The sequence below is a fragment of the Photorhabdus machadonis genome (assembly GCF_052657765.1).
The window spans coordinates 999,246-1,019,492 of sequence record NZ_CP199761.1; the positions used below are offsets into that span (position 1 = coordinate 999,246).

Sequence of the window (20,247 nt, forward strand, 5' to 3'; positions counted from 1 at the left end):
GTACAACATCTCGACAGATACGTGAGGTTGTGACTGATAGAACAATAGCATCAGCATGCACTATTTTGACAACTTTTTGCCTAGTCATTAATTAGTTGTATACAATCTTTCATTGTCAGTACTGCTTCTAAACCGGTATTATTGCTGGTGTTCAGGCCCATTAATATCTGCTCCTGCTTCAATGGTTGTTTACATTGAACCAGAACTTAAGTTGTCATCATCTGCTGGTATTCGCTAATCACCTGTTGGCAGAATTCAGGTGAATTCACATGATGAGGGCTTTTAATGAGTTGTCTGTTTTCCGTTTCTATAAATGTAGACTCAAAAGCGTTGATAAAGGCTTGAGTCGCATCAGGATTCCAGAAGGGGCCACCTTCAATGTCCAGAGCGGAAAAACCGCCTTCGGGAATAATAAATTTTACGTTTCCTTCGCACCGATTAAGCTTTTCAGCAATCCAAATCCCCATTTGGTGGTTTTCTTCAGGTATGGTGCGCATTAATGTTACTTGAGAATTGTGGCGGTAAAATTGCCGGTATTTGTAACGTTCCGGGATAGTATTCAGATGCCCGAAATTTACCATATCCAACGCGCCGCAGGAGCCGATATAAGGTGTTTGCGTGCGGGCTATTGCACCTAAACGGTCGGCATCACAGGCCAGAACGCCACCAAACAGATAGTCACAAACTTCAGTTGTGGTGATATCCAGCAGGCTATTCAGCAGACGGCTTTCGGCCAGTTTTTCCATTGTTTTGCCGCCGCTACCGGTTGCATGGAAAACCAGACAGTCATACTGTTGCTCCAGCTCTTTGGTCAGTAATTGTATGCAAGGTGTTGTGACGCCAAACATTGTCAGACCGATAGCTGGCTTATCTTCAACATTGTTCTCTTGGTAGAAATAAACTGCGCCTGCAATTTGGTTGGCCGCGTTTTTCAATACCTGACGGGAGATACGGTTAAGGCCGGACACATCAGTGACTGAATAGAGCATGGCGATATCACTGACTCCGACATAACTTGAAACATCACCGGAAGCCATAGTAGAAACCATCAGTTTTGGTATACCTACAGGCAAAGATTGCATTGCGGGTGTAATCAGTGCTGTCCCGCAGGAGCCCCCCAGACCCAGAATCGCTAAAACATCAGTTTGACTTGATAAAAAAATATTAAAAGCGACTGACATTGCGGATATCGCTTTCCCCCTATCATCACAGAAAACAGCATCTTTGCCTTGTGGATGATGCTCTGCTACTGTTAATGCAGTGATGTCCGCACCTCTTTCGAGCGGGCCAGACTTAGTAGTTAAATCCACAGTACGAACGGCAAGGCCAGCTTTTTCTATCAGATCCTTGACGTAGAAGATTTCTGCGCTCTTGGTATCAAAAATAGTGGCGATATAAACACAGCCTTGGCTTTTTTTCATTATAATTATGAATGCTTCTCTGGTGCTGACGGCTAATTCATGGACAGATTATAGACAAGATGAGACGCTAGTATCACTATTATATTACCAAATTGAGACTATCATCTCATTTTACCCATAAATAAACTGAATCAATTTGGGTATTTTGTAGATAATTAAGTAGGGTGATGATAGCGAAGAAGAATTTTAACCATAAGCTTTATCTAGAGATTTCTATTGTGAAAGAGTTGTGGCAATGATGGATTTGAATACTAAACCTCACTTTACCGGGACTCGGAAAAAAACGTATGCATTGCTGATAAACGCTGCACTGGAACTTTTTGAGCAGAGAGCGATACCTTCGGTTTCCGAATTGGCACTGTATGCTGGTGTTTCCAGAGCAACGGCATACCGCTATTTTCCGACCCAAAGCGATTTAATTGACGCAATTGTTGGTGCTAGCCTTGGGCCAATTCTCACTTGGAAGCCTTCCAGTGAGAAAACCGAAGAGCGGATTATTGAGCTGTTGGATTTTGCCTATCCCCGTATGTTTCAACATGAAGGTGCATTGCGGGCGGCTCTGTTGGTTTCTTTACAGCAATGGGCTCAGGGGCGTGATTTGTCTGCGTATAAGCAGGAAAAGAAACTGGTGCGCGGGCATCGTAAGGAGATCCTTGCAACGGTTGTTGAACCACTAAAAGGGCATTTCCCACCGGAGGCTTTGGAAAATGTCATTCGCTCTTTTTCCCTGATTTATGGCTCTGAAGTTTTTCTGGTAATGAAAGATATTTGGAATATGGATAACGAGAAGATTATTGAAATCACTAAATGGATGGCAAAAGCCATTGTTAATCAGGCGTATAGAGATTTTGAGCTCTAGTTGCTGCTTTGTTGGCTGCTTTCACTTACCCCAGTCACATAGTTATCTATGTGACTGGGGATGCGTTCACTTGCCGCCGCGCTGCAACTTGAAATCTATTGGGTATATACCCGCTTAACTTGAAGATGCAGGATTCAAAGCCTGGAAGTTGTCATTAATACGGCATGACAGGTTCCCGGCAAGGTCCGGTAATATTTCCGTAAAAAAGTGATGTATTGTCTGCCTGAACAAAGCCGTTGAGGCGAAATAAGGGTTATTTCTGACCGGTTCATTCATCACCTTCCACAGCCTTTCTATCGGGTTCAGATCCGGGCTGTATGGCGGTAAGTCATGTTTTGCTGAGAGGGCTCTGAGAGCCGCCATTTTCGGGCTTGAGTTTGCGGTGATTAAGGTAATCGCTGATGTGACGATTAACGGTCATTTCATGAAGACGCAGGGCCTGACGATCATCACTGAACGCCAGCCCTCTGAGGCCAACAGGACCGCTACACTCCCTCTTATCACGGCAAGTGTGATGGCGGTGTTCACGTTCGGTTTTTTGTTCATCGGTAATGAATATTTTCATGACTGATACCATGATCCTCATTTTGGGAAAAATCAAGCAGTTTCAATGAGCACGGGTATATTGACATATGTAATTTCGAATCATTATTTCATAAAATAATAACCGGACTTGTTCGATTTTATCTATCTACGTGAATAGACCGGTTAAAGTCATAATTTGAATTTATTGCTAATTTTTAAAGTCAGGCTTGCCATTTTTAGCTCGCCATTCTTTTACCACTTTAAGTACACCTTCGGGGCTATCTTCGGTACCATCTTCTGGATAAAATAGCAAATTTGTACCGCTAGGATATTCTGAGACTTTCACAATGTTGTTTACGATTGCATCGTGTTCTATCTCTGAAGAATATTTTCCTTCGAAAACCATGTTAATTAATTCTAAAAATTCGGCTTCGGTATAATCTTCTAACTTTTCTTTTAACTTCATCTTATTTCCCTTTATTTGAATGGATTTCGTACTTTGCTTGATTTCCAACATGTTCTTAACTTTTGCTTTATTCTTCCAACATAAACATCCCAAATGGATGGATCTCCAGATAATAATTATCGCCAACATTAGGCTGTAATTGGGTCGCATTAATCTGTAACAGCAGAGTTTGATCTTGCCAGTTTACCGTGACGTCATATTGTGGCCCCATATAAGCCACATGGCTGATGGTACAACGCTGGCTCGCATTTCCGTGACGGCTCAGGGTAATGGCTTCCGGTCTGACGCCGACAGTTACCGATTGACGGTGGGCGGTAAAGTTTTCTGGCCGTGGCAGGCGATAGTGGAAAATTTCCACATAATCAGAACCCAGAGTGGCAGGGAAGATATTGGCATCTCCCATAAAGCTCGCCATAAACTCAGATGCAGGCTGGCGATAGAGCGTTTGTGGTGCGCCAATTTGCATGATTTTGCCTTTGTTCATCACCAATACGGTATCGGAAACCGCAAATGCTTCACTCTGATCATGAGTGACATATAACGAGGTGATATTGAATTGTTGCTGCAATTCACGGATCTTTTCACGCATACTGCGGCGCAGGTTAGCATCAAGGTTACTGAGCGGCTCATCAAAAAGCAGGACTTTTGGCTTAAGGATCAGCGCGCGGGCAAGTGCAACACGTTGCTGTTGACCACCGGAGATCTGATCTACATAACGATCTTCAAAACCAGCCAGGTCTACCTGTTCCAATGCTTCTTTAACCCGCTCGCGTATCTCTGCTTTAGGTCGCCGCAGCATTTTCAGTCCATAACCAATGTTTTCTCCCAGCGACATATGCGGAAACAGGGCGTAGGACTGAAACACCATACAGATATCCCGCTGCTGAATAGAACGATCTGTAACATCCTCACCGTCAATGAAAATTTTACCTTCGCTGGGTTTTTCCAGCCCGGCAACCAGACGCAATACGGTGGTTTTACCACAGCCGGATGGCCCTAACAGCGTGACCATATGCCCTTGTGGGATAGACAAATCCAGATTATCGATCACGGTGTTGCTACCGAACCGTTTGGTTACATTTTTCAGTTCGACAAAATTGTGTTGTGTCATGTCGTCACTCCGTGATTACTGTGCATTTTTGGCTTTGGTACGGGAAACCCGTGCTTCGCCAATCAGATAGTCAAATAGGAAAATAATGGCCAGCATGACCACAATCAGGGTAGAGCCGTAAGCGATAGCGACGCCATATTCACCATCTTCCACCCGGTTCAGGATGTAAGCGGTCGCCACGCGGGTTTCTGGTGTGACCAGAAATACAATAGCGCTGACGGTGGTAATGGCGCGAACGAAGCTGTAAATCAGGGCAGATAGGATTGCCGGGCGCAATAATGGCAACAGAATATGGAAGAGGGTTCTCATCGATCCGGCGCGTAGGCTCAACGAAGCTTCATCCAGTGATTTATCAATCTGCCCAAGGCCGGCAATGCCTGCACGGATACCTACCGGTACGTTTCGCATAGTCATAGAGATAATCACGATCGCCGCAGTGCCGGTGAGGTAAAAAGGTGAATCATTGAAGGCCAGAATGTAGGAAACCCCGGCAACGGTACCCGGTACGGCAAAGCACAGCATGGTGGTGAATTCGATCGTTTTCTTACCACGGAATTCCTGACGTACAACGATATAAGCGATAAGCAGGCCAAGGATAGCGGTGATGGGGGCGGCGATACCGGCGTAGAGCAGGGTATCCAGTAGTGAAGGCCATGCGCCATCATGCATCCCCTGACCAAACAGCTTGATAAAGTTGTCCAGTGTCAGTGTGTAATCCACTCCCCAGTTTACGGTGAAACTGCCGTAGAAAATGCTGCCGTACAGCAGAACGTTGAACACAACCCAGATAAACAAAATGGCACAGACACCCCAAACCAGCGAAATCGGCAGCGGCTGTACATCACCACGATAGGATTTACCGGAAACAGTGACATAGGAGCGTTTACCAATCCACAGATACTGAACGCAGAATATCAGCAGGGAAAAAACCAGAAGCGAAGCGCCCAGCGTACTGGCTGCCGGATAATCAAGCTGGGAACCGGTGATATAAAAGTAAATCTGGGTCGCGAGTACATCAAAGCTACCGCCCAGTACCAATGGGTTACTGAAATCCGCCAGCGATTGAACAATCACGATCAGGAAAGCGTTTGCCAATGCAGGTTTCAACAGCGGAATAAAAACATGGAAGAAAGTTTGATAGCGATTGGCGCGCAGAGTATAGGCGGCTTCTTCCAGTGAAGGATGGATAGTTTTAATGGCACCCTCAAGGATCATAAACGCCATTGGTGTAAAGGCCAGGACCTGAGCCAGCCAGATCCCGGTAAAGCCATACAGCCAGTTGGTATTGGTGAGGCCAAACCAGGTTGCCATAAACTCAGTCATATAACCGGAACGGCCCATCATCAGCGTGACGCCTAAGCCGACAACAAACGGTGGTGTGACGATGGGCAAGATAGAGAATACTCGGCCAATAATGGCGGAGCGCCGTGCGATTCTGGAGGTATAAATTGCCAGAACCAGCCCGAAGAAGGTACAGCCCACGCCCACTGCCAGCGAAAGCAGAATGGAGTTAGTGATAACCTGAATAATATGTGCCTGTCCCAAGATCGAGATAAAGGCAAACGGAGCAAATTGACCGGTATCATCCGTAAACATCGGTATAAAGATGGCGATACTCGGATAAAGGATAAACGCCCCGATCAGGACAATAACCGCAACCAGTGAGCCGATAACAAAACGATCACCGCCCAGCCATTCAAGGCGGGTCAGGGCGAGAGTAATAATTGCGCTCAGTGAGATAAACAGAATAATCGTCGAGTAGCCCAGACCACGACCGATAATGGCCGCACTGATAATGACAAACAAGGCACATAATAAGGCGTAACCCGCATCAAAATAGTGCCGGTTACGCTGATTGCGGTTTGCTGGTGTGAGTGGGCGCAGTAACAGCGCCGATGGGAGCAGGAACCACAGTAAGCTGATGTTGAATCCGTTCCAGCCATAGGCGGTGAAAATTTCATCTTGAGTGGAGTCGAAAAGGCCGTAGTCCAGGCTCCAGGATGGCAAAAGGGCGAAAGCCAGCCATGTCAGGGCAATCCACCAGAACACCGCATCCCGCTTTTGTCTGGTAGGCAAAGTAAGCGTGTAAGACATAATTTCCCTCTTTTATTATTATCGTGAGGTAACAACAGTAAGAATCTATCCTTGTGGCGTTATTAATACAGGAAGACAAGATAGTTCGATGGATAGTTTCTAAGGGCGGTGTTATCCGCCCTTGATCGACTTTATTTAGCCATCTTCACATCTGTCACCCATTCGGTGATGAGTGCTTTGCGCATATCATTGGAACCAAATTTATCCATGTCGTAATTGATCAGTTTCAGATCGGACAATTTAAGTGCCAGAGGAGACGTTTTTGCCGTAGTATTGGTCAGGATCTGATAGGCTTTACCTTTCTTCCAGCTCAGTTCTTGTGCTTCTTTGGACAGCACCCAGTCAATAAACAGTTTAGCGTTGTCCATATTGCGGGCATTTTTGATGATACTGGCACCGCCGATTTCATAACCGGTACTTTCGCATGGTGCGATAAGTTTCAGTGGTGCGCCATTTTCCACTTCCAGAGAGTAATCGTGCAGGAAGCCGATGCCGATGGTGGATTCACCACGGGCGGCGTTACGTGCGGGTGCGACACCAGATTTGGTGTACTGGGAAATGTTGGCGTTCAGTTTTTTCAGGTAATCAAATGCCTGATCTTTGCCCCATAACTGCACAAAAGTTGCCAGTGCGGTGTAGGCGGTACCTGAACTTTGAGGATCAGCGATCTGGATTTCACCTTTATAAATCGGTTTGGTCAGATCTTTCCAGCAGGTTGGAACAGGGATCTTTTTCTCTTTCAGACGTTCGGTATTGACGCCATAACCAAGAATTCCGACGTAAACCGCAGAGGTGTAGTTGCCCTTACGTTTGGCCGGATCACGGAACTGTGGCATGATTTGCGCCAGATTAGGGGATTTATATGGGGCCAGCAGATCCATCTCACCCGCCTGAGAGTGTGGGTCTAGCGTGCCGCCGTACCAGACGTCAGCTTGTGGATTGCGTTTTTCCGCTTCAATTTTCGCCAGAGTACTGCCTGAACCGTTACGGACAAACGTGGTTTTTACATTATATTTTTCACCGAATGCTCTGGTTTCAGCTTCACACAAGGCGTTAGTCGCACTGCAATAAACGATCAAGCGTCCGGCGGCCTGAGCACTGTGGGTAAATGCAGCAACGACCAGACCTGCTGCGATAAGTGTAGAGAGAGGTTTCAGTTTCATTATTTTGTCCTTTGTATTCAGAACTTCTTATCATTAGAAAGTAGCGATGCTACCCCTGCCATATGTTCCCTTTTACTGACGTCTGCCATTAACAGTGGCATCAACAGCAAACCCATCATGGCGGCTGCGAGGGTGAGCAGGGCAAACATCCCTGACCAGCCATAGTGTGCAACGACCTGACTTAGCGGCCAGCCTGCCATTGCAGCGCCCAGGTAGGCGTACAACCCCAGATAACCAGTGACCGTTCCGGCGGCTTGTTTATGGCAATATTCTGTTGCCGCCAGCCCAATCAGCATTTGCGGGCCAAATACAAAAAAACCGATACTGAAAAAACAGACTGCCAACAGCGCATAGTGATGAATGGGCATTAGCCACAATGCGGTGACAGAGATAAACAACCCCAGAGCAAACAGTAAAATCATCGGGGCGCGTTGACCACGGAACAGTAAATCAGCTCCCCAGCCGGAAAAAAGTGCGCCTGTCAAACCGCCCAGCTCAAACAGCGAGAGTGTTGCGTTGGCACTGAGCAGATTGGCGCCATGTGTTTCTGACAACCACAGATTTCCCCAGTCATTAATCGCCATTCTGATGAGGTAGACCAGAATGTAGGAGAGTCCTAATAACCAGATAGTTCTGTTAATCAGTATTGTGTCCCGCAGTATCTGCATCATCGGCATCGGGGGCGATAGCTGCTCGTGCCGAAGCTCCAGTGAATCCTGCCGCCAGTGCCCTACACTGGGTAAATTTTGCCTTTGTGGTATGTCGCATAATTGATGGCAGAGCCAGATACCCAGTAAAATACCGATAATTCCCGGCATCATCAGCGCCGTTTGCCAGCCGTAAGTCGTCGCCAGAAAAGCTGACAGCATCGGGACAGTGACACCGACGACATTGATGGAGATATTCCAGCATCCCCACCAGAAACCCCGTTCATTGCGGGAGTACCAGTGTGTCAGTAATCTGGCACAGGGCGGCCATCCCCAGCCCTGAAAGAAGCCGTTCAGGGTCCAGATAATCAGTAGTGCAGGAAATGATGAACAAAAAGCGAAAATAATGTTCAGCACGCCCGTCATCACTAATCCGGTCCCCATAAACCCGCGATAGCCGGTGCGATCATGGAATACACCGGAAACAAATTTTGAGCCGCCGTAAGCCAGATAAAACAGACTGGTTATCCAGCCGATATCCCCTTTATCCAGCCCCAGTTCCAACTGCATGACCGGCATAACAAAGTTGAAGCTTTTTCGTGTCAGATAAAATGCGGCATAGCCAATAATCATGGAAATCAGCAAACGGCTGCGCCAGTAGCGATAACGTTGTGAAACTTGTTCCTGGCTGGTGGTTTGCATATGCGGCTCCTCCATGAAAAGGGAATGTAAAGAAATATTAATGAAAATGAATGGGATAAGGTTTTAGGTAACTAGGAGTAATTCTTAGTTATGCTTGATTTTCATCAGAATTTGTGGGCAGGTTAACAATTATGCGAGAGCCGTTATCGTTGTTTAACTGCCAGTCTCCGCCTAGTGCCCGGATACGCTCTTCAATCCCCTGGAGGCCAAATCCGCCTTTCCTTTTATCTTCAGTGATACCGATGCCGTTATCACTGATTCTGAGTTCGATCACATCCTTGCGTTGCCGCAGCGTGATATTGATGCGGGTCGCTTTGGCATGTTTGCTGATATTGTTCAGTAACTCCTGAATTAAGCGATAAAGGGTAAAGACCACCGTTTCATTCGCTGGATTTTGGGGAAGTTGATAATTCAGCTGACAATCAATCCCCTGCTGTTGAAAAGCAAACTCATTGATTAAATGGTGGAGCGCTTTTTCTAAAGACATCTCTTCCAGCACTGGCGGTCGCAATTGGCGCAGTAATTGACGGGTGGATTGATGGATTTGTTGGGCAAGATGATTGATTTGCTCTGCGATCATTGCTATTGCCGGGGTGGTGGCAGTGCGTTTTACCAGTGTTGCCTGAATTTGGATAGCAGTAATATTTTGCCCAATTTCGTCATGTAACTCGCGGGCAATACTTTTGCAAATATCTTCTTCTGTGTGAACCAGTTTCTGCATCAGAATATGGCGGGCGGTTAACTCCTGCTCCAATAATTCGCGGTAGCGTTGCAGGTTTTCAGCGAGTTGTTGTTGACGGCTGATGGCTATTCCAAGCCCTATTCCTAATAGCGCCTGAATGGTCAGGAACATCTCCAATTCGCGTAAATCGTGAAAAGCGCCACTGAATTGCCGGGCTGACGTTATCATCAAGCTGCCCAGTAACGCTGCCAATACGCCACCTTGCCAGCCATAGCGATAGGCCATAAACACATTGGGAATAAATATTAGGATCACCAAAAGCCGCTCAATTTCCGGTGACATAAAGATCTGAGCGCTCAACCCCAGCAAGCAGAACAGACAGCACCACATCAGCAGTGAAGTACGTAACTGTGGATCCGGATGGTCAGGTTCCAGCATATTTCTCAGATGTTGCTGACGCAGATATTCATAGATCAGATAAACAAAAGGTGATAGTAAAACACCGCCGGTCAAAGAGGTAAGAAACAGATGGCTGGCACTGGCAGTCAGAGAAAATCCCAGACAGGCAGCCTGTAACACACTATTGGCGGCTACGGCTGCCAGCAAAATAGAGAGCCGTTGCCAATACAAGGTATAGCGCCACCAGATCCGCTGTACCATAAAGGCAGGTATCAGGCTGAGAAATGGCGATAACAGAATAATATTGTGAGTAATAAGCTGCTCGCTATCAAGCCATAGCAAGATGATAACCTCGGTTGCTAACAGGGTTGGCAGGTAGCGACGTCCCAGCAGAACAAGCAGCGCCAGCCGTAACCCTTGTGGCAGCAGCAGTGCAGCCTGTTGCCCATTGTCATTCAGGTAGAAGCTGATGGTCCACAGAGCAAGCCAGCTCAACGAATAAAAAATCAGCAGGAATAGTGATAACAGGCCAAATCGTGATCCTCCGTTCATGCGTTACCTGTCAGAATCTGATGTTGCAGGGCGTAATGAACCAGCTCGATCGTGCTCTCGCACTGCAATTTGCCAAGAATATTGGCACGATGAACATGAACAGTTTTATGACTGAGATTAAGTTGTTCGGCGATAGCTTTAACCGTGATGCCATTGATGAGCAGATCAAATATCTCCCGTTCTCTGGGCGTCAGGGTTTGCAGTGCTTTAACTTCTTGTGGTGTCTGACGCAGGGCTTTCAGGGCATCAGCACACAGATAGAAACCGCCTTTATGTACCGAGCGCACTGCCTGTACCAACTCTTCCGGGCCACATCGTTTGGTGAGATAGCCGCAGGCTCCGGCATCCAACGCGCTTTGTACAAATGCGGTGGTGTCATAAGTGCTGAGAATAATGGTGCGAAAATCAGGCCGTTTTTGCCGTAACCGGGCGAGCAGGTGCAAACCGCTCTCATCCGGCATAGCGATGTCCATCACCGCCACATCAATCGGGTTTCTGAGTAAATCCAACCAGGCCTCGCTGGCACTGGCGTATTGCCCGGCAATTTCAAAATCATGTTCAAGCGTTAGTAATTGGGCAAAGCCGGAACGGACGACTACATGGTCGTCAATAAGTGCAACTTTAATCATAGCTTTTGTTAAGAAGTCATTATTAATACAATAAGTTCCATGATGTGCAGGAAAGGCAGGTTGTGCAAATTAATCAACTCAATCTGTAAGAAAGCTAACAGATTTAGCAAATTGTAGGGTGATAATTAAGTAGATAAGTGGAAGGGATTGTTTGTTAACTATGCGTTTGTGATCAACTGATAAATAGAGTGCGGGCAAATTCCTGCTATTTCAGGCCAGTTGCTTTGCGTATTGCTTTAACATCAATTTCGATGAAAGTGTGAATAGGTACCGAAGATAGCCCCGAAGGTGTACTTAAAGTGGTAAAAGAATGGCGAGCTAAAAATGGCAAGCCTGACTTTAAAAATTAGCAATAAATTCAAATTATGACTTTAACCGGTCTATTCACGTAGATAGATAAAATCGAACAAGTCCGGTTATTATTTTATGAAATGATGATATCAGCGACAGTGCCTTGATTCTCGCCTGCCGCAGTCATCAAGCCAATGACAACCTCTTGCTGTCCTTCCAGCACGGAGAGATAACCTGCAATTTTTTCAAATTCTGTGAGTTCTTTTTTCATGTTTGCCTCTGCGGTTACCGACTAAAACCCCGCCCAGGGGAGTGATGTTGGCGCTGTTGTGGTTTCTTTTCCTGCTCGGCACGTTGTCGCACCTGCCGCTCGTGTTCTAGCTGTTGCTTGTTCAACAACCTTGCCCGCTCTTCCAGCTGTTTTTGCTCTTCAAGGCGCTTTTGTTCTTCCTGCGCCTGCCGCAATTTATCCTGCTGATAATTTTCTTTAAATTACCTAATTCCATTGAAAATATCGTATTTACACTGAAAATGAAGCATGTCTCGGGTAATTTCAGGTGAATACTCTATTTTGTCTTGTTTTTCCATCAGTTGAACAACCTGCTGGCTGTTTATCTGATCACGGCGGATATGCCGATATTCAATGATGGCATTACGCTCTTTCGGTCTTCGCCATTCACTGGGCAGCATTTTTTTCTCCGACACAAGATCTAACCCCTGCTTGGCATAGCTGCGCATATCGACACGCTCAGGACGCTGAGCCAGCGCCAGATGGTGATTGCAAGTTTCTTCCCAGCGCTCACGCAGGGCAACCAGCTGCTCTTTCCTTGTCTTGTAGACAGCGAAGTATCCGAGCCGAAACCGAATGGTGAACGTGATACCCCCGAAATTGAACAGATTGTGGAAGCCGACAGGTTGCTCAACTGGCCGGCAACAGGTTTCCGGAAGAAAATATCAGATCGCCGTTTTCTCAGGCTGATTGAAGTGCTGATAACCGCACCCGTTCTGGAAGATGGTAAATCACACAGTAATGATATCGGCTGTCCTCAGGGTTCCATATTGTCTCCGGTACTTGCCAATATCTACCTTCACCATGTGATAGATGAATGGTTTGCTGAAATCAGCCGTTCGCATATTCGGGGGAAGGCAGACATGGTCAAATATGCAGACGATATGGTATTTACTTTCGAGTACCAGCATGAGGCTAAACGCTTTTACAGCGCGCTGTGGAAAAGACTGGGCCGGTTTGGCCTCGAACTTCACGAAGACAAATCGCAGCTTCTCGCTGCGGGTCACGTGGCGGCGATGAGGGCAAATCAGAGGAGAGAACGTCTTCCGACGTTCAACTTTCTGGGGTTTACCTGCTACTGGGGAAGAACACGCAAAGGGTACTGGCGGCTGAAATATACCAGTCGGAAGGACCGCTTCGCGGCCAAGCTGGAAGGCCTGAGAGACTTCCTGTGGAGGAACCTCAGCACCAACAGAAGGCAGATCCTGAACACAGTTATTCGGGTAGTGCGTGGGTGGATTAATTACCATGGTATCTCAGATAACAAAAGACGTGTGGGGCAGTTCATCTACCAGAGCAGGCGGATCATCTACAGGTGGTTCACCCGTAAAGGTGGCCGACACCCAATGACATGGGAAAAGCTGGATCTGATCCTGAAAATGCGGGGATATCCATCGCGATGGAGAACTCAGTCAATGTTCCAGACTTGCTGAATATGTGTGGGGGCACTGATCTGTCGGGGGCCGGATGCGGTAGTTCCGCAAGTCCGGTTCTGAGGAGGGGCCCGTCCGGGTAACCGGCGGGTCTACTCACCTCAGATCCCTAATATTGTTTTATTATTATGTTATGAAATTGTTGGCAGCAAGATTGCGATATATTTGAGTTAGAAGCTCGTGTTGCAGCGCACGCCAATCCCCTTTTATTTCTGGATCTTAGCGCAACAGCTAGAAATGCAAGAGCGTAAAAAAGTGCGTTAGTTGAAACTGGCCCACAAACTTTCAGAGCTAATTCCTTAAATATTCAATTGGCGCTTACGAACAATTAAAGATGAAAGCCGAAAGTCGGAAACTACAAGCCATCATGGAAGGCGCTGGTTTTGACGGCGTTAAGCGGGTTAACCCGTTTGACGGCTTCCCACCCCCTTTTGACTTCTTTGGGCGCTCAATCGAAGAGACTCACGCGATGATGAGCCGTCTCTATGTGAGCGATGCCTACAACTCGCTATCTATCGAAGGTTACAAGGTTACGCCAGAGTTAATCGAGCGCTTATCTTCGGTGGATACCCCTGGACGGTGATTAAGCTTAAAAATAGAACACAGTATCTATCGGCGCTGGAATCGGCTTCGGTAGGAAAGAACGTGAAACCATTTGCAGAATTTGTGAAGCAATCTATGCAGGAGATAGCCGGGTAGCAGCACTTGCTCCCGGCTTTCGGTATATTCAGGGGCCTCACCTCCTGGCAACATGGCAATGTATTTGTGTGCCATGTTTAACATCAGGATTTTGCCGGAAGTATTGCAACATGTTCACAATGGCGGCTAGAGCGGCTTTATTATCTGCACCCAGTAGGCTGGTGCCGTCAGTCACAATAATATCGTCACCAATGTAGTTTTCTAACTCAGGGAATTTACTTTGGCGCAGGTAAATATTCAGCTCGTTATTCAGGCAGAGATCGCCACCGTTATAGGGTAAGACTTGCGCTTTGGTATCATTGGTCAGCTCGGCACTGGTATCAAGGTGACCGAAAAATGCGATTGTCGGGACGAAATAGTCCACATTGGTGGGCAGAGTTGCAGTGACAATTGCGGTATCACGTACAATAATATTCTGTAATCCCAGTTGTTCGAGCGCTTTCCCTAATTTTTCGGCTAATACCTTCTGACCTTCAGAGGAGGGCATAATACCTGCTGCCCCTTGCTTGCTATTGGTAGTGGTATTGATTTTGGTATAAGAAATAAAACGATCAACAATATTCATGTTTTTCTCCATTATGTTGGTTATGTACAGAGATATTCCTGTTTTACTTGTTTTACTTAATTAATTGATTATTTTTGAACGATATTTCATCATCAACAAATAGATGTTTTTGATATCAAATGCCAATAATTTCATTAACAGTATAAATATTAATAAAATATTTAAATTATAATTTAAGTTAATGTGACTTTATTCGCTAGGAGAATAAAATTTAATAATGAAAGTGTGATGTAACGAATGGTTTTTTATTTTTTTAGCATAAAATTCTGGTCACATAGCTCAAGCTTATTCATAATAATTTTTGATATGAATAAATTTTTAATGGAATGTGTCATCTTCCTATTTTTGTATTTTAGGCGGATAGACTAATCATTTTTCGAAGGAATAGGTTTTATGCAGAGTAAGTTGGTTTTATCTTCAATTTGTTTGGCTTCGGCAATATTATCAGGGTGTGCAACGGAATCTTCCAATACCGTTCAGGTGCAAAAAGTGAATTCTTATAACACCGTATATCAAGGTGTGCGCAGTCCAATTGCTATCGGTAAGTTTGAAAACCGTTCCAGTTATCAAAACGGGATTTTTTCTGACGGCGTTGATCGTCTCGGTAATCAATCTAAAACGATTTTAATCACACACTTACAGCAGACCGGGCGCTTTACTGTTCTGGAACGTACTAACATGACGGAACTGAAAACAGAAGCGGGTTTACAAGGTAAATCACAGAAGCTGAAAGGGGCTACCTACGTTATTACCGGTGATGTGACTGAATTTGGCCGTAAAGAAGTTGGCGATCATCAGTTATGGGGCCTGTTGGGGCGCGGTAAATCACAAGTGGCTTATTCTAAAGTCATGTTGAATGTGGTGAATGTGGAAACTTCTGAAGTAGTTTTCTCTGTGGCAGGCGCAGGTGAATATAAATTATCCAACCGTGAAATTATCGGCTTTGGTGGAACTGCCAGCTATGATTCCACGCTGAATGGTAAAGTGCTGGATCTGGCAATTCGTGAAGCGGTAAACAGCCTGGTTGAAAATATTGAAACGGGTGCATGGAAACCTTCTAACTAAGAAACATAGGGATATATTCTCATGGTATTAATGAAAAAAGCGGGCTTATTGTTGGCAGCTATGGCCCTGGCGGGTTGTGCGACTCAGCCAAAAACGATTTATGAATGGGATAAGTACGAACCTACAGTTTATCAGTATTATCAGCAGGATAAGATGGGGTTTGAGGAGCAGTTACAGGCTTTGCAGCAAGTGATTGAAAAAGCAAAAGCGAAAGATAAACCTGTACCGCCTGGGTTGCATGCACAGATGGGCTTGCTGTATAGCAAAACTGGTCGTGTTTCAGACGCGTTCCATCAGTTTGAAGCAGAGAAGAAACTGTTTCCTGAATCAGCGCCATTTATGGACTTTTTATTAAGTAAAAATAAAGGAACTATGCAATGAACCGTATTCTCGTGGCGTTAAGTCTATTGGCTGCGTTTGTGCTGACTGGGTGTAGCAATAAATCTGTTCCTTATGATTACACCGCATTTAAAGAGAGCAAGCCAAAATCCATTCTGGTATTGCCGGCAGTGAATAAATCTCTGGAAGTCAAAGCAGGTCACAGCCTGATATCTCAAGTGACTTATCCATTGGCAGAATCGGGTTATTATGTTTTTCCGGTTGCTGTGGTGGAAGAGACATTTCAGCAAAATGGGGTGACAGTGGCGCAGGATGTTCAGAATATCAGCTATAAAAAACTGCATGATATTTTTGGTGCAGATTCCGCCCTATATCTGGATATTGAAGAGTACGGCACGCAATATCAGATTATCAACAGTGATACCCGTGTAACGGCTTCGGCCAGGCTGGTGGATCTGCGTAGTGGCAAGCAACTGTGGAGTGGCATGGCCATTGCTTCATCAACTGAAAATCAAAATAACTCGAATAATGGCCTTATTGGAATGTTGGTGTCTGCGGTTGTTTCACAAATCGCCAATACGATTATGGATAAAGGTCATGAGATTGCGGGCATTACAAGTCATCGCTTACTGACAGCCGGCGGAAGTCGCGATTTACTTTATGGTCCCCGTTCTGAGAATTATGGTAAAGAAACGCATTTGATCTCTAATTAGTGTGAATGGTAATAATGGGCAGGTATAACACCCTGCTCACTATTATATTTTTATTTAAGTTGTTTTCCAAAAACACCCATATTTCTTTAATTTTCGGTTTCTATTTCTGAGCGCGGTTATACCAGACGTTTCGTGCCAAACAGAACCAAAATAGTTGCTAATAGTGCGCATCCGCCGCCGCTGAGAGCGACACCACTCCATGAAAAATGCCAAGCTGCTATTGCTCCCAAAGGCGGGCGCCCACCGTTCCCGACTGAGGTGATGGTTCGCATCATTATCCTGAAACATTTCCATAATCTTTCCGATGAAAAGATGGAATATCAATTACTTGACCGAATGCGCTGGCAACGTTTTTGTCGTCTGACCGATGTCATTAATATTCCAGACCGTAACACGATTTGGTGTTTTGAAAAACGGATTGGGCAAGCCGGTGCCAGTGCATTGTTTGAAGAAGCGAAGCATCAACTTTCGGCACAGGGATTCATTCCCAGAGGGGGACAAATCATTGATGCCACGTTGCTCCCCGTGCCTAAGCAGCACAATAAGAAGGAAGAGAATAAACAAATCCGTCAGGGTAAAACCCCGGATAACTGGACGGCAAACAAGCGATGTCAGAAAGATACCGACGCAACCTGGACGAAAAAGCACGGTAAAAGCTATTTTGGCTATAAACTCACCATTAATATCGATGTAAAATATAAAGTGATCCGTCACATCGCGACAGGAACGGCGGCTGTCCATGATAGCCAATTTTTTGAAACTGTTTTGGATAGGTCAAATACCCGTCGGGATATTTACGCGGATAAAGGGTATGCCAGCCAGATGCGTGAACGGGCACTGAAAGAACCGGACTATCGTGTCCATATTCAGAGGAAAGCATCACGCAATAAACCGTTATCAGACTGCCAAAAAGGGCGAAATAAGAAAATAGCAAAAACCCGGGCACGGGTAGAACATATCTTTGGTGCTTTCGCTCAGATGGGTGAAAAATGTATCCGAACGGTAGGCCAGTTACGAGCCAATTTTGTGATGACGCTAAAGGCAACCTGCTATGATTTACAGCGTTTAACTTATTTTGGAAAATCCGGCATTCATGCCTTTTAATCCTTGAAAAAGTCAGAATGCATCGCGTTCAATAAGGTCAATTTTATTACGGATGGGGAAAAAATTGATTTTGTTTTTTTGAGGGGTTTTTAGAGGTTCCCCTCTCTATACCTTTCGAAATTATTCATCATAGAATATGACAATTCCTTTTGGGATAGGTTCTTAGTATTGCAATTATTATGAATATAGTCATTTGTTTTTATTTTTTTAATATTGCTTAGTAATAGATAATTTAAAACCGCAAGGGGTTTTATTAAATAACTAATATCCAAAGTATATTTACAGCATGTATTAATGACTTGCAATTATATATTTATTGGTAAAATCTAATGGCTATATTGTTTTACTTTATGCTATTTTATTATGATTATTATCAATTTCTTACTGGGAACTTTATTTTTGTGATTATTTTAACTCTGATATTATCAAGTAAATTATAGTGTTGTTCTTATTATCGTTGATAATTATATCAATGTAATTAATTGGTTAATGAAATAAATTTAAATTAATAGCTGATAACTTTAATGCGTAGTTAAAAGAGATATTTAACTATTATCTAAGTATTCGCTTCATTTATTATTATTGAATTGTCAGAGAGATATATTTATTCTTTGATATTGTTTTTGATTTATAAAAATATAAGATATTAATTAATATAGAGGTTTATTATGACTAAAATTTTTTCTTTTAATAAGAATCGTCGAGATTTATCTGCGGGGCATAACTCATGTCTTAAGGAAGTTAATGGTATGAATGGGCTGCCTAAATCTCTGGCACCTGGCTTCCCTGATTTAGATGATCAGTTTAATCAGATGGGAATCAAACATCTCCGGCTTCATGATGGTTTTGGTATTGGTGATATGGATAATTATTTTCAAGTGGATAGGAAAAATAATCAAAATCAAATGATTATCAATGTTCCAGAGGAAAATCATCCAGCGGCTAAAAAACTTGTCTCTGATATTGCAAATGTTAGAAGTATTTTTCCCAATGCTGCTATTGGAATGAGAAATCATGATGTTAATCTTGCATTAAAAGAGGCTAATTATGAAATGACGGATGCTTATTTGCGCGATATTTTGAATAATCAAGCAGATCTGAATCCAGATAATATTCAGCGCCAAATCATGTTTCGTATTGGGCGTTCTCTTGATGGCGGTTATGAAATACCAGAAAATTTTGATATTTATGCGATATTAGTGAAAGCTTTGGTGAATCGTTATGCTATAAACTATGCTAACATTGGACTGCCGAAAAAAATAATTTATTGGGAGGTTTGGAACGAGCCTGATTTACTGTTTTTCTGGAATAGTGATGATCCACAAAAATATTATCTATTATATGAAAAAATAGTGAGAGTGATTAAGGCTGTTGATCCTGATGCTAAAGTCGGTGGTGCTGGCATTTCGTTTAGTAATAATGCAGGAGGTGATTATATTGATGGTTTTTTTCGATATTGTAAAAATAATAATGTACCATTAGATTTCTTTTCTTGGCATGGATACGTTGATACTGGAGACCCGCAAAACATTATTGATATGGGGAATACGATTCAGAAAAGTTTGCATACTTATGGCTTTACCAAGACAGAAAGTATTTGTACTGAGTGGAATTCCAGTCCTTTTGGGTCGAGAAATACATTTACAAAAGTGCAGAGTCCTAAAAATGCAGCATATATTGCTTCGTCGCTTATTTATATGCAATATACGAAAGTTGACCTGGCGCATTATTACCGGGGAGATGGCTTATCTTTTGGCTTGTTTAATGATCAACCTAACCCTAACAATACAAATGTCAGAAATTTCTGTACCTATTCAGCTCAATCTTTTGGTCTTTTTGCTAAAATGTTAAAAACACCTTATATATTGAGTGGTTATAAAGATTTTTCAACAGGTTTAACGGTTTTGGCGACCGAGAATGAATCAGGTAATAAAATTAATATTCTTGCAGCAAATTATAAAGTGGACAAGCGTTTTTCAGATAGTAATGTTGCGCCCGTTCCTGCGGATTTATATCGACAATACTATTTTGATAGCAGCCGATCATTGGACCAATTAACGGATACCTATAGTAAAAATAAATGGTTTGGTGGTGTTAATCCTACAACAATTCATCCTAATAATGCAGTAGTGCAAAATGATCCGGTACAGCAGATTCCGCTTGATACTCTTTTGAGACCTAAAAGCCGTGATTATACTGATAGTGATCAAGGTGTTACTGTGGTGATTGATCATATCGGTTGTAAAAAAGTTAAAGTTAAAGCATATCGTATTCAGGAAGGCGGATCTTTGGAACGAATGAGACCACCAGAGGTGACTAACCAAATTACCGTATCTATATCTAATAATAAATTAACATTAGTGGATAAAATGGCAAAACCTTCAACGGTGACATTATATTCATTAGAACTAAGTCATCATTAGCTCTTATGGAATTAAAATATTATAGTAAGCTATTTATTCTTTATTATATTGTTAAGTGGAAAATAAAATAATTATA

Annotated in this window: 17 protein-coding genes and 7 pseudogenes; 9 read left to right on the top strand and 15 right to left on the bottom strand. The window is 44.0% G+C overall.

Annotated elements, in window-relative coordinates; genetic code table 11:
• Positions 1-206: 206 nt before the first annotated feature.
• Positions 207-1,421 (bottom strand): Tm-1-like ATP-binding domain-containing protein, encoded by a 1,215-nt coding sequence (locus ACUN2T_RS04815; RefSeq protein ID WP_445496486.1) that lies wholly within the window; start codon positions 1,419-1,421, stop codon positions 207-209.
• A gap of 238 nt (positions 1,422-1,659) precedes the next feature.
• Between ACUN2T_RS04815 and ACUN2T_RS04820 the strand changes: the two genes are divergently transcribed.
• The gene (locus ACUN2T_RS04820; RefSeq protein WP_445497805.1) at positions 1,660-2,280 is read left to right on the top strand and encodes a TetR/AcrR family transcriptional regulator; all 621 of its coding nucleotides are present in this window, start codon (positions 1,660-1,662) and stop codon (positions 2,278-2,280) included.
• A 114-nt stretch (positions 2,281-2,394) separates the two neighbouring features.
• Here ACUN2T_RS04820 and ACUN2T_RS04825 read toward each other — a convergent pair.
• From ACUN2T_RS04825 to ACUN2T_RS04865, 9 genes and pseudogenes are all read right to left on the bottom strand, one after another.
• A pseudogene (locus tag ACUN2T_RS04825) lies at positions 2,395-2,613 on the bottom strand (transposase); the annotation flags it as partial.
• A 1-nt stretch (position 2,614) separates the two neighbouring features.
• A pseudogene (locus ACUN2T_RS04830) lies at positions 2,615-2,845 on the bottom strand (IS630 family transposase); the annotation flags it as partial.
• A gap of 168 nt (positions 2,846-3,013) precedes the next feature.
• Positions 3,014-3,271 (bottom strand): bacteriocin immunity protein, encoded by a 258-nt coding sequence (locus ACUN2T_RS04835; RefSeq protein ID WP_445496487.1) that lies wholly within the window; start codon positions 3,269-3,271, stop codon positions 3,014-3,016.
• A 67-nt stretch (positions 3,272-3,338) separates the two neighbouring features.
• Positions 3,339-4,382 carry a ferric ABC transporter ATP-binding protein gene (fbpC, locus tag ACUN2T_RS04840; RefSeq protein WP_445496489.1) on the bottom strand — a complete coding sequence of 348 codons (1,044 nt, stop codon included), beginning with the start codon at positions 4,380-4,382 and terminating at the stop codon, positions 3,339-3,341.
• Between the two features lie 15 nt (positions 4,383-4,397).
• Complete coding sequence (locus ACUN2T_RS04845) at positions 4,398-6,476, bottom strand: ABC transporter permease (RefSeq protein ID WP_445496491.1); 2,079 nt, start codon at positions 6,474-6,476, stop codon at positions 4,398-4,400.
• A 131-nt stretch (positions 6,477-6,607) separates the two neighbouring features.
• On the bottom strand, positions 6,608-7,639 hold the full coding sequence (locus ACUN2T_RS04850) for an ABC transporter substrate-binding protein (protein ID WP_445496492.1): 1,032 nt from the start codon (positions 7,637-7,639) through the stop codon (positions 6,608-6,610).
• A gap of 17 nt (positions 7,640-7,656) precedes the next feature.
• Positions 7,657-8,988, bottom strand: a complete 1,332-nt coding sequence (gene uhpC, locus ACUN2T_RS04855; protein ID WP_445496493.1) for an MFS transporter family glucose-6-phosphate receptor UhpC — start codon at positions 8,986-8,988, stop codon at positions 7,657-7,659.
• An 88-nt stretch (positions 8,989-9,076) separates the two neighbouring features.
• Positions 9,077-10,621 carry an MASE1 domain-containing sensor histidine kinase gene (locus tag ACUN2T_RS04860; RefSeq protein WP_445496494.1) on the bottom strand — a complete coding sequence of 515 codons (1,545 nt, stop codon included), beginning with the start codon at positions 10,619-10,621 and terminating at the stop codon, positions 9,077-9,079.
• A complete protein-coding gene (locus ACUN2T_RS04865) occupies positions 10,618-11,250 on the bottom strand; it encodes a response regulator (protein WP_445496496.1) in 633 nt (210 codons plus the stop codon). The genes ACUN2T_RS04860 and ACUN2T_RS04865 overlap by 4 nt, the downstream gene beginning before the upstream one ends.
• Before the next feature lie 272 nt (positions 11,251-11,522).
• On the opposite strand from ACUN2T_RS04865, the pseudogene ACUN2T_RS04870 reads away from it, so the two are divergent.
• Positions 11,523-11,600 (top strand): annotated as a pseudogene (locus ACUN2T_RS04870) (bacteriocin immunity protein); the annotation flags it as partial.
• Between the two features lie 74 nt (positions 11,601-11,674).
• On the opposite strand, the gene ACUN2T_RS04875 reads toward ACUN2T_RS04870, so the two are convergent.
• The 4 genes and pseudogenes from ACUN2T_RS04875 to ACUN2T_RS04890 form a co-directional block, all read right to left on the bottom strand.
• A complete protein-coding gene (locus tag ACUN2T_RS04875; RefSeq protein WP_445496498.1) occupies positions 11,675-11,812 on the bottom strand; it encodes a hypothetical protein in 138 nt (45 codons plus the stop codon).
• 14 nt (positions 11,813-11,826) lie between these two features.
• Positions 11,827-12,006: a hypothetical protein gene (locus ACUN2T_RS04880; protein WP_445496499.1), complete on the bottom strand. Its 180-nt coding sequence runs from the start codon at positions 12,004-12,006 to the stop codon at positions 11,827-11,829.
• A gap of 27 nt (positions 12,007-12,033) precedes the next feature.
• Positions 12,034-12,231 (bottom strand): hypothetical protein, encoded by a 198-nt coding sequence (locus tag ACUN2T_RS04885; RefSeq protein ID WP_445496500.1) that lies wholly within the window; start codon positions 12,229-12,231, stop codon positions 12,034-12,036.
• A 57-nt stretch (positions 12,232-12,288) separates the two neighbouring features.
• A pseudogene (locus tag ACUN2T_RS04890) lies at positions 12,289-12,438 on the bottom strand (hypothetical protein); the annotation flags it as partial.
• A 45-nt stretch (positions 12,439-12,483) separates the two neighbouring features.
• On the opposite strand from ACUN2T_RS04890, the pseudogene ACUN2T_RS04895 reads away from it, so the two are divergent.
• Positions 12,484-13,263: pseudogene (locus ACUN2T_RS04895) on the top strand (reverse transcriptase domain-containing protein); the annotation flags it as partial.
• Between the two features lie 334 nt (positions 13,264-13,597).
• A complete protein-coding gene (locus tag ACUN2T_RS04900) occupies positions 13,598-13,846 on the top strand; it encodes a hypothetical protein (protein ID WP_445496501.1) in 249 nt (82 codons plus the stop codon).
• 186 nt (positions 13,847-14,032) lie between these two features.
• Here the strand turns inward: ACUN2T_RS04900 and ACUN2T_RS04905 are convergent.
• Positions 14,033-14,527, bottom strand: a pseudogene (locus tag ACUN2T_RS04905) (peptidase T); the annotation flags it as partial.
• 393 nt (positions 14,528-14,920) lie between these two features.
• Here ACUN2T_RS04905 and ACUN2T_RS04910 point away from each other — a divergent pair.
• The 5 genes and pseudogenes from ACUN2T_RS04910 (at position 14,921) to ACUN2T_RS04930 (ending at position 20,171) form a co-directional block, all read left to right on the top strand.
• Positions 14,921-15,592: a CsgG/HfaB family protein gene (locus ACUN2T_RS04910; protein ID WP_445496502.1), complete on the top strand. Its 672-nt coding sequence runs from the start codon at positions 14,921-14,923 to the stop codon at positions 15,590-15,592.
• 21 nt (positions 15,593-15,613) lie between these two features.
• Positions 15,614-15,973, top strand: a complete 360-nt coding sequence (locus tag ACUN2T_RS04915; RefSeq protein ID WP_445496503.1) for a DUF4810 domain-containing protein — start codon at positions 15,614-15,616, stop codon at positions 15,971-15,973.
• Complete coding sequence (locus ACUN2T_RS04920; RefSeq protein ID WP_445496504.1) at positions 15,970-16,644, top strand: DUF799 domain-containing protein; 675 nt, start codon at positions 15,970-15,972, stop codon at positions 16,642-16,644. The genes ACUN2T_RS04915 and ACUN2T_RS04920 overlap by 4 nt, the downstream gene beginning before the upstream one ends.
• 219 nt (positions 16,645-16,863) lie before the next feature.
• Positions 16,864-17,748 (top strand): annotated as a pseudogene (locus tag ACUN2T_RS04925) (IS5 family transposase); the annotation flags it as partial.
• Positions 17,749-18,416: 668 nt separating this feature from the next.
• Entirely contained in the window at positions 18,417-20,171 is a 1,755-nt protein-coding gene (locus ACUN2T_RS04930) for a GH39 family glycosyl hydrolase (protein WP_445496506.1), read from the top strand.
• The last annotated feature ends 76 nt before the right edge of the window (positions 20,172-20,247 follow it).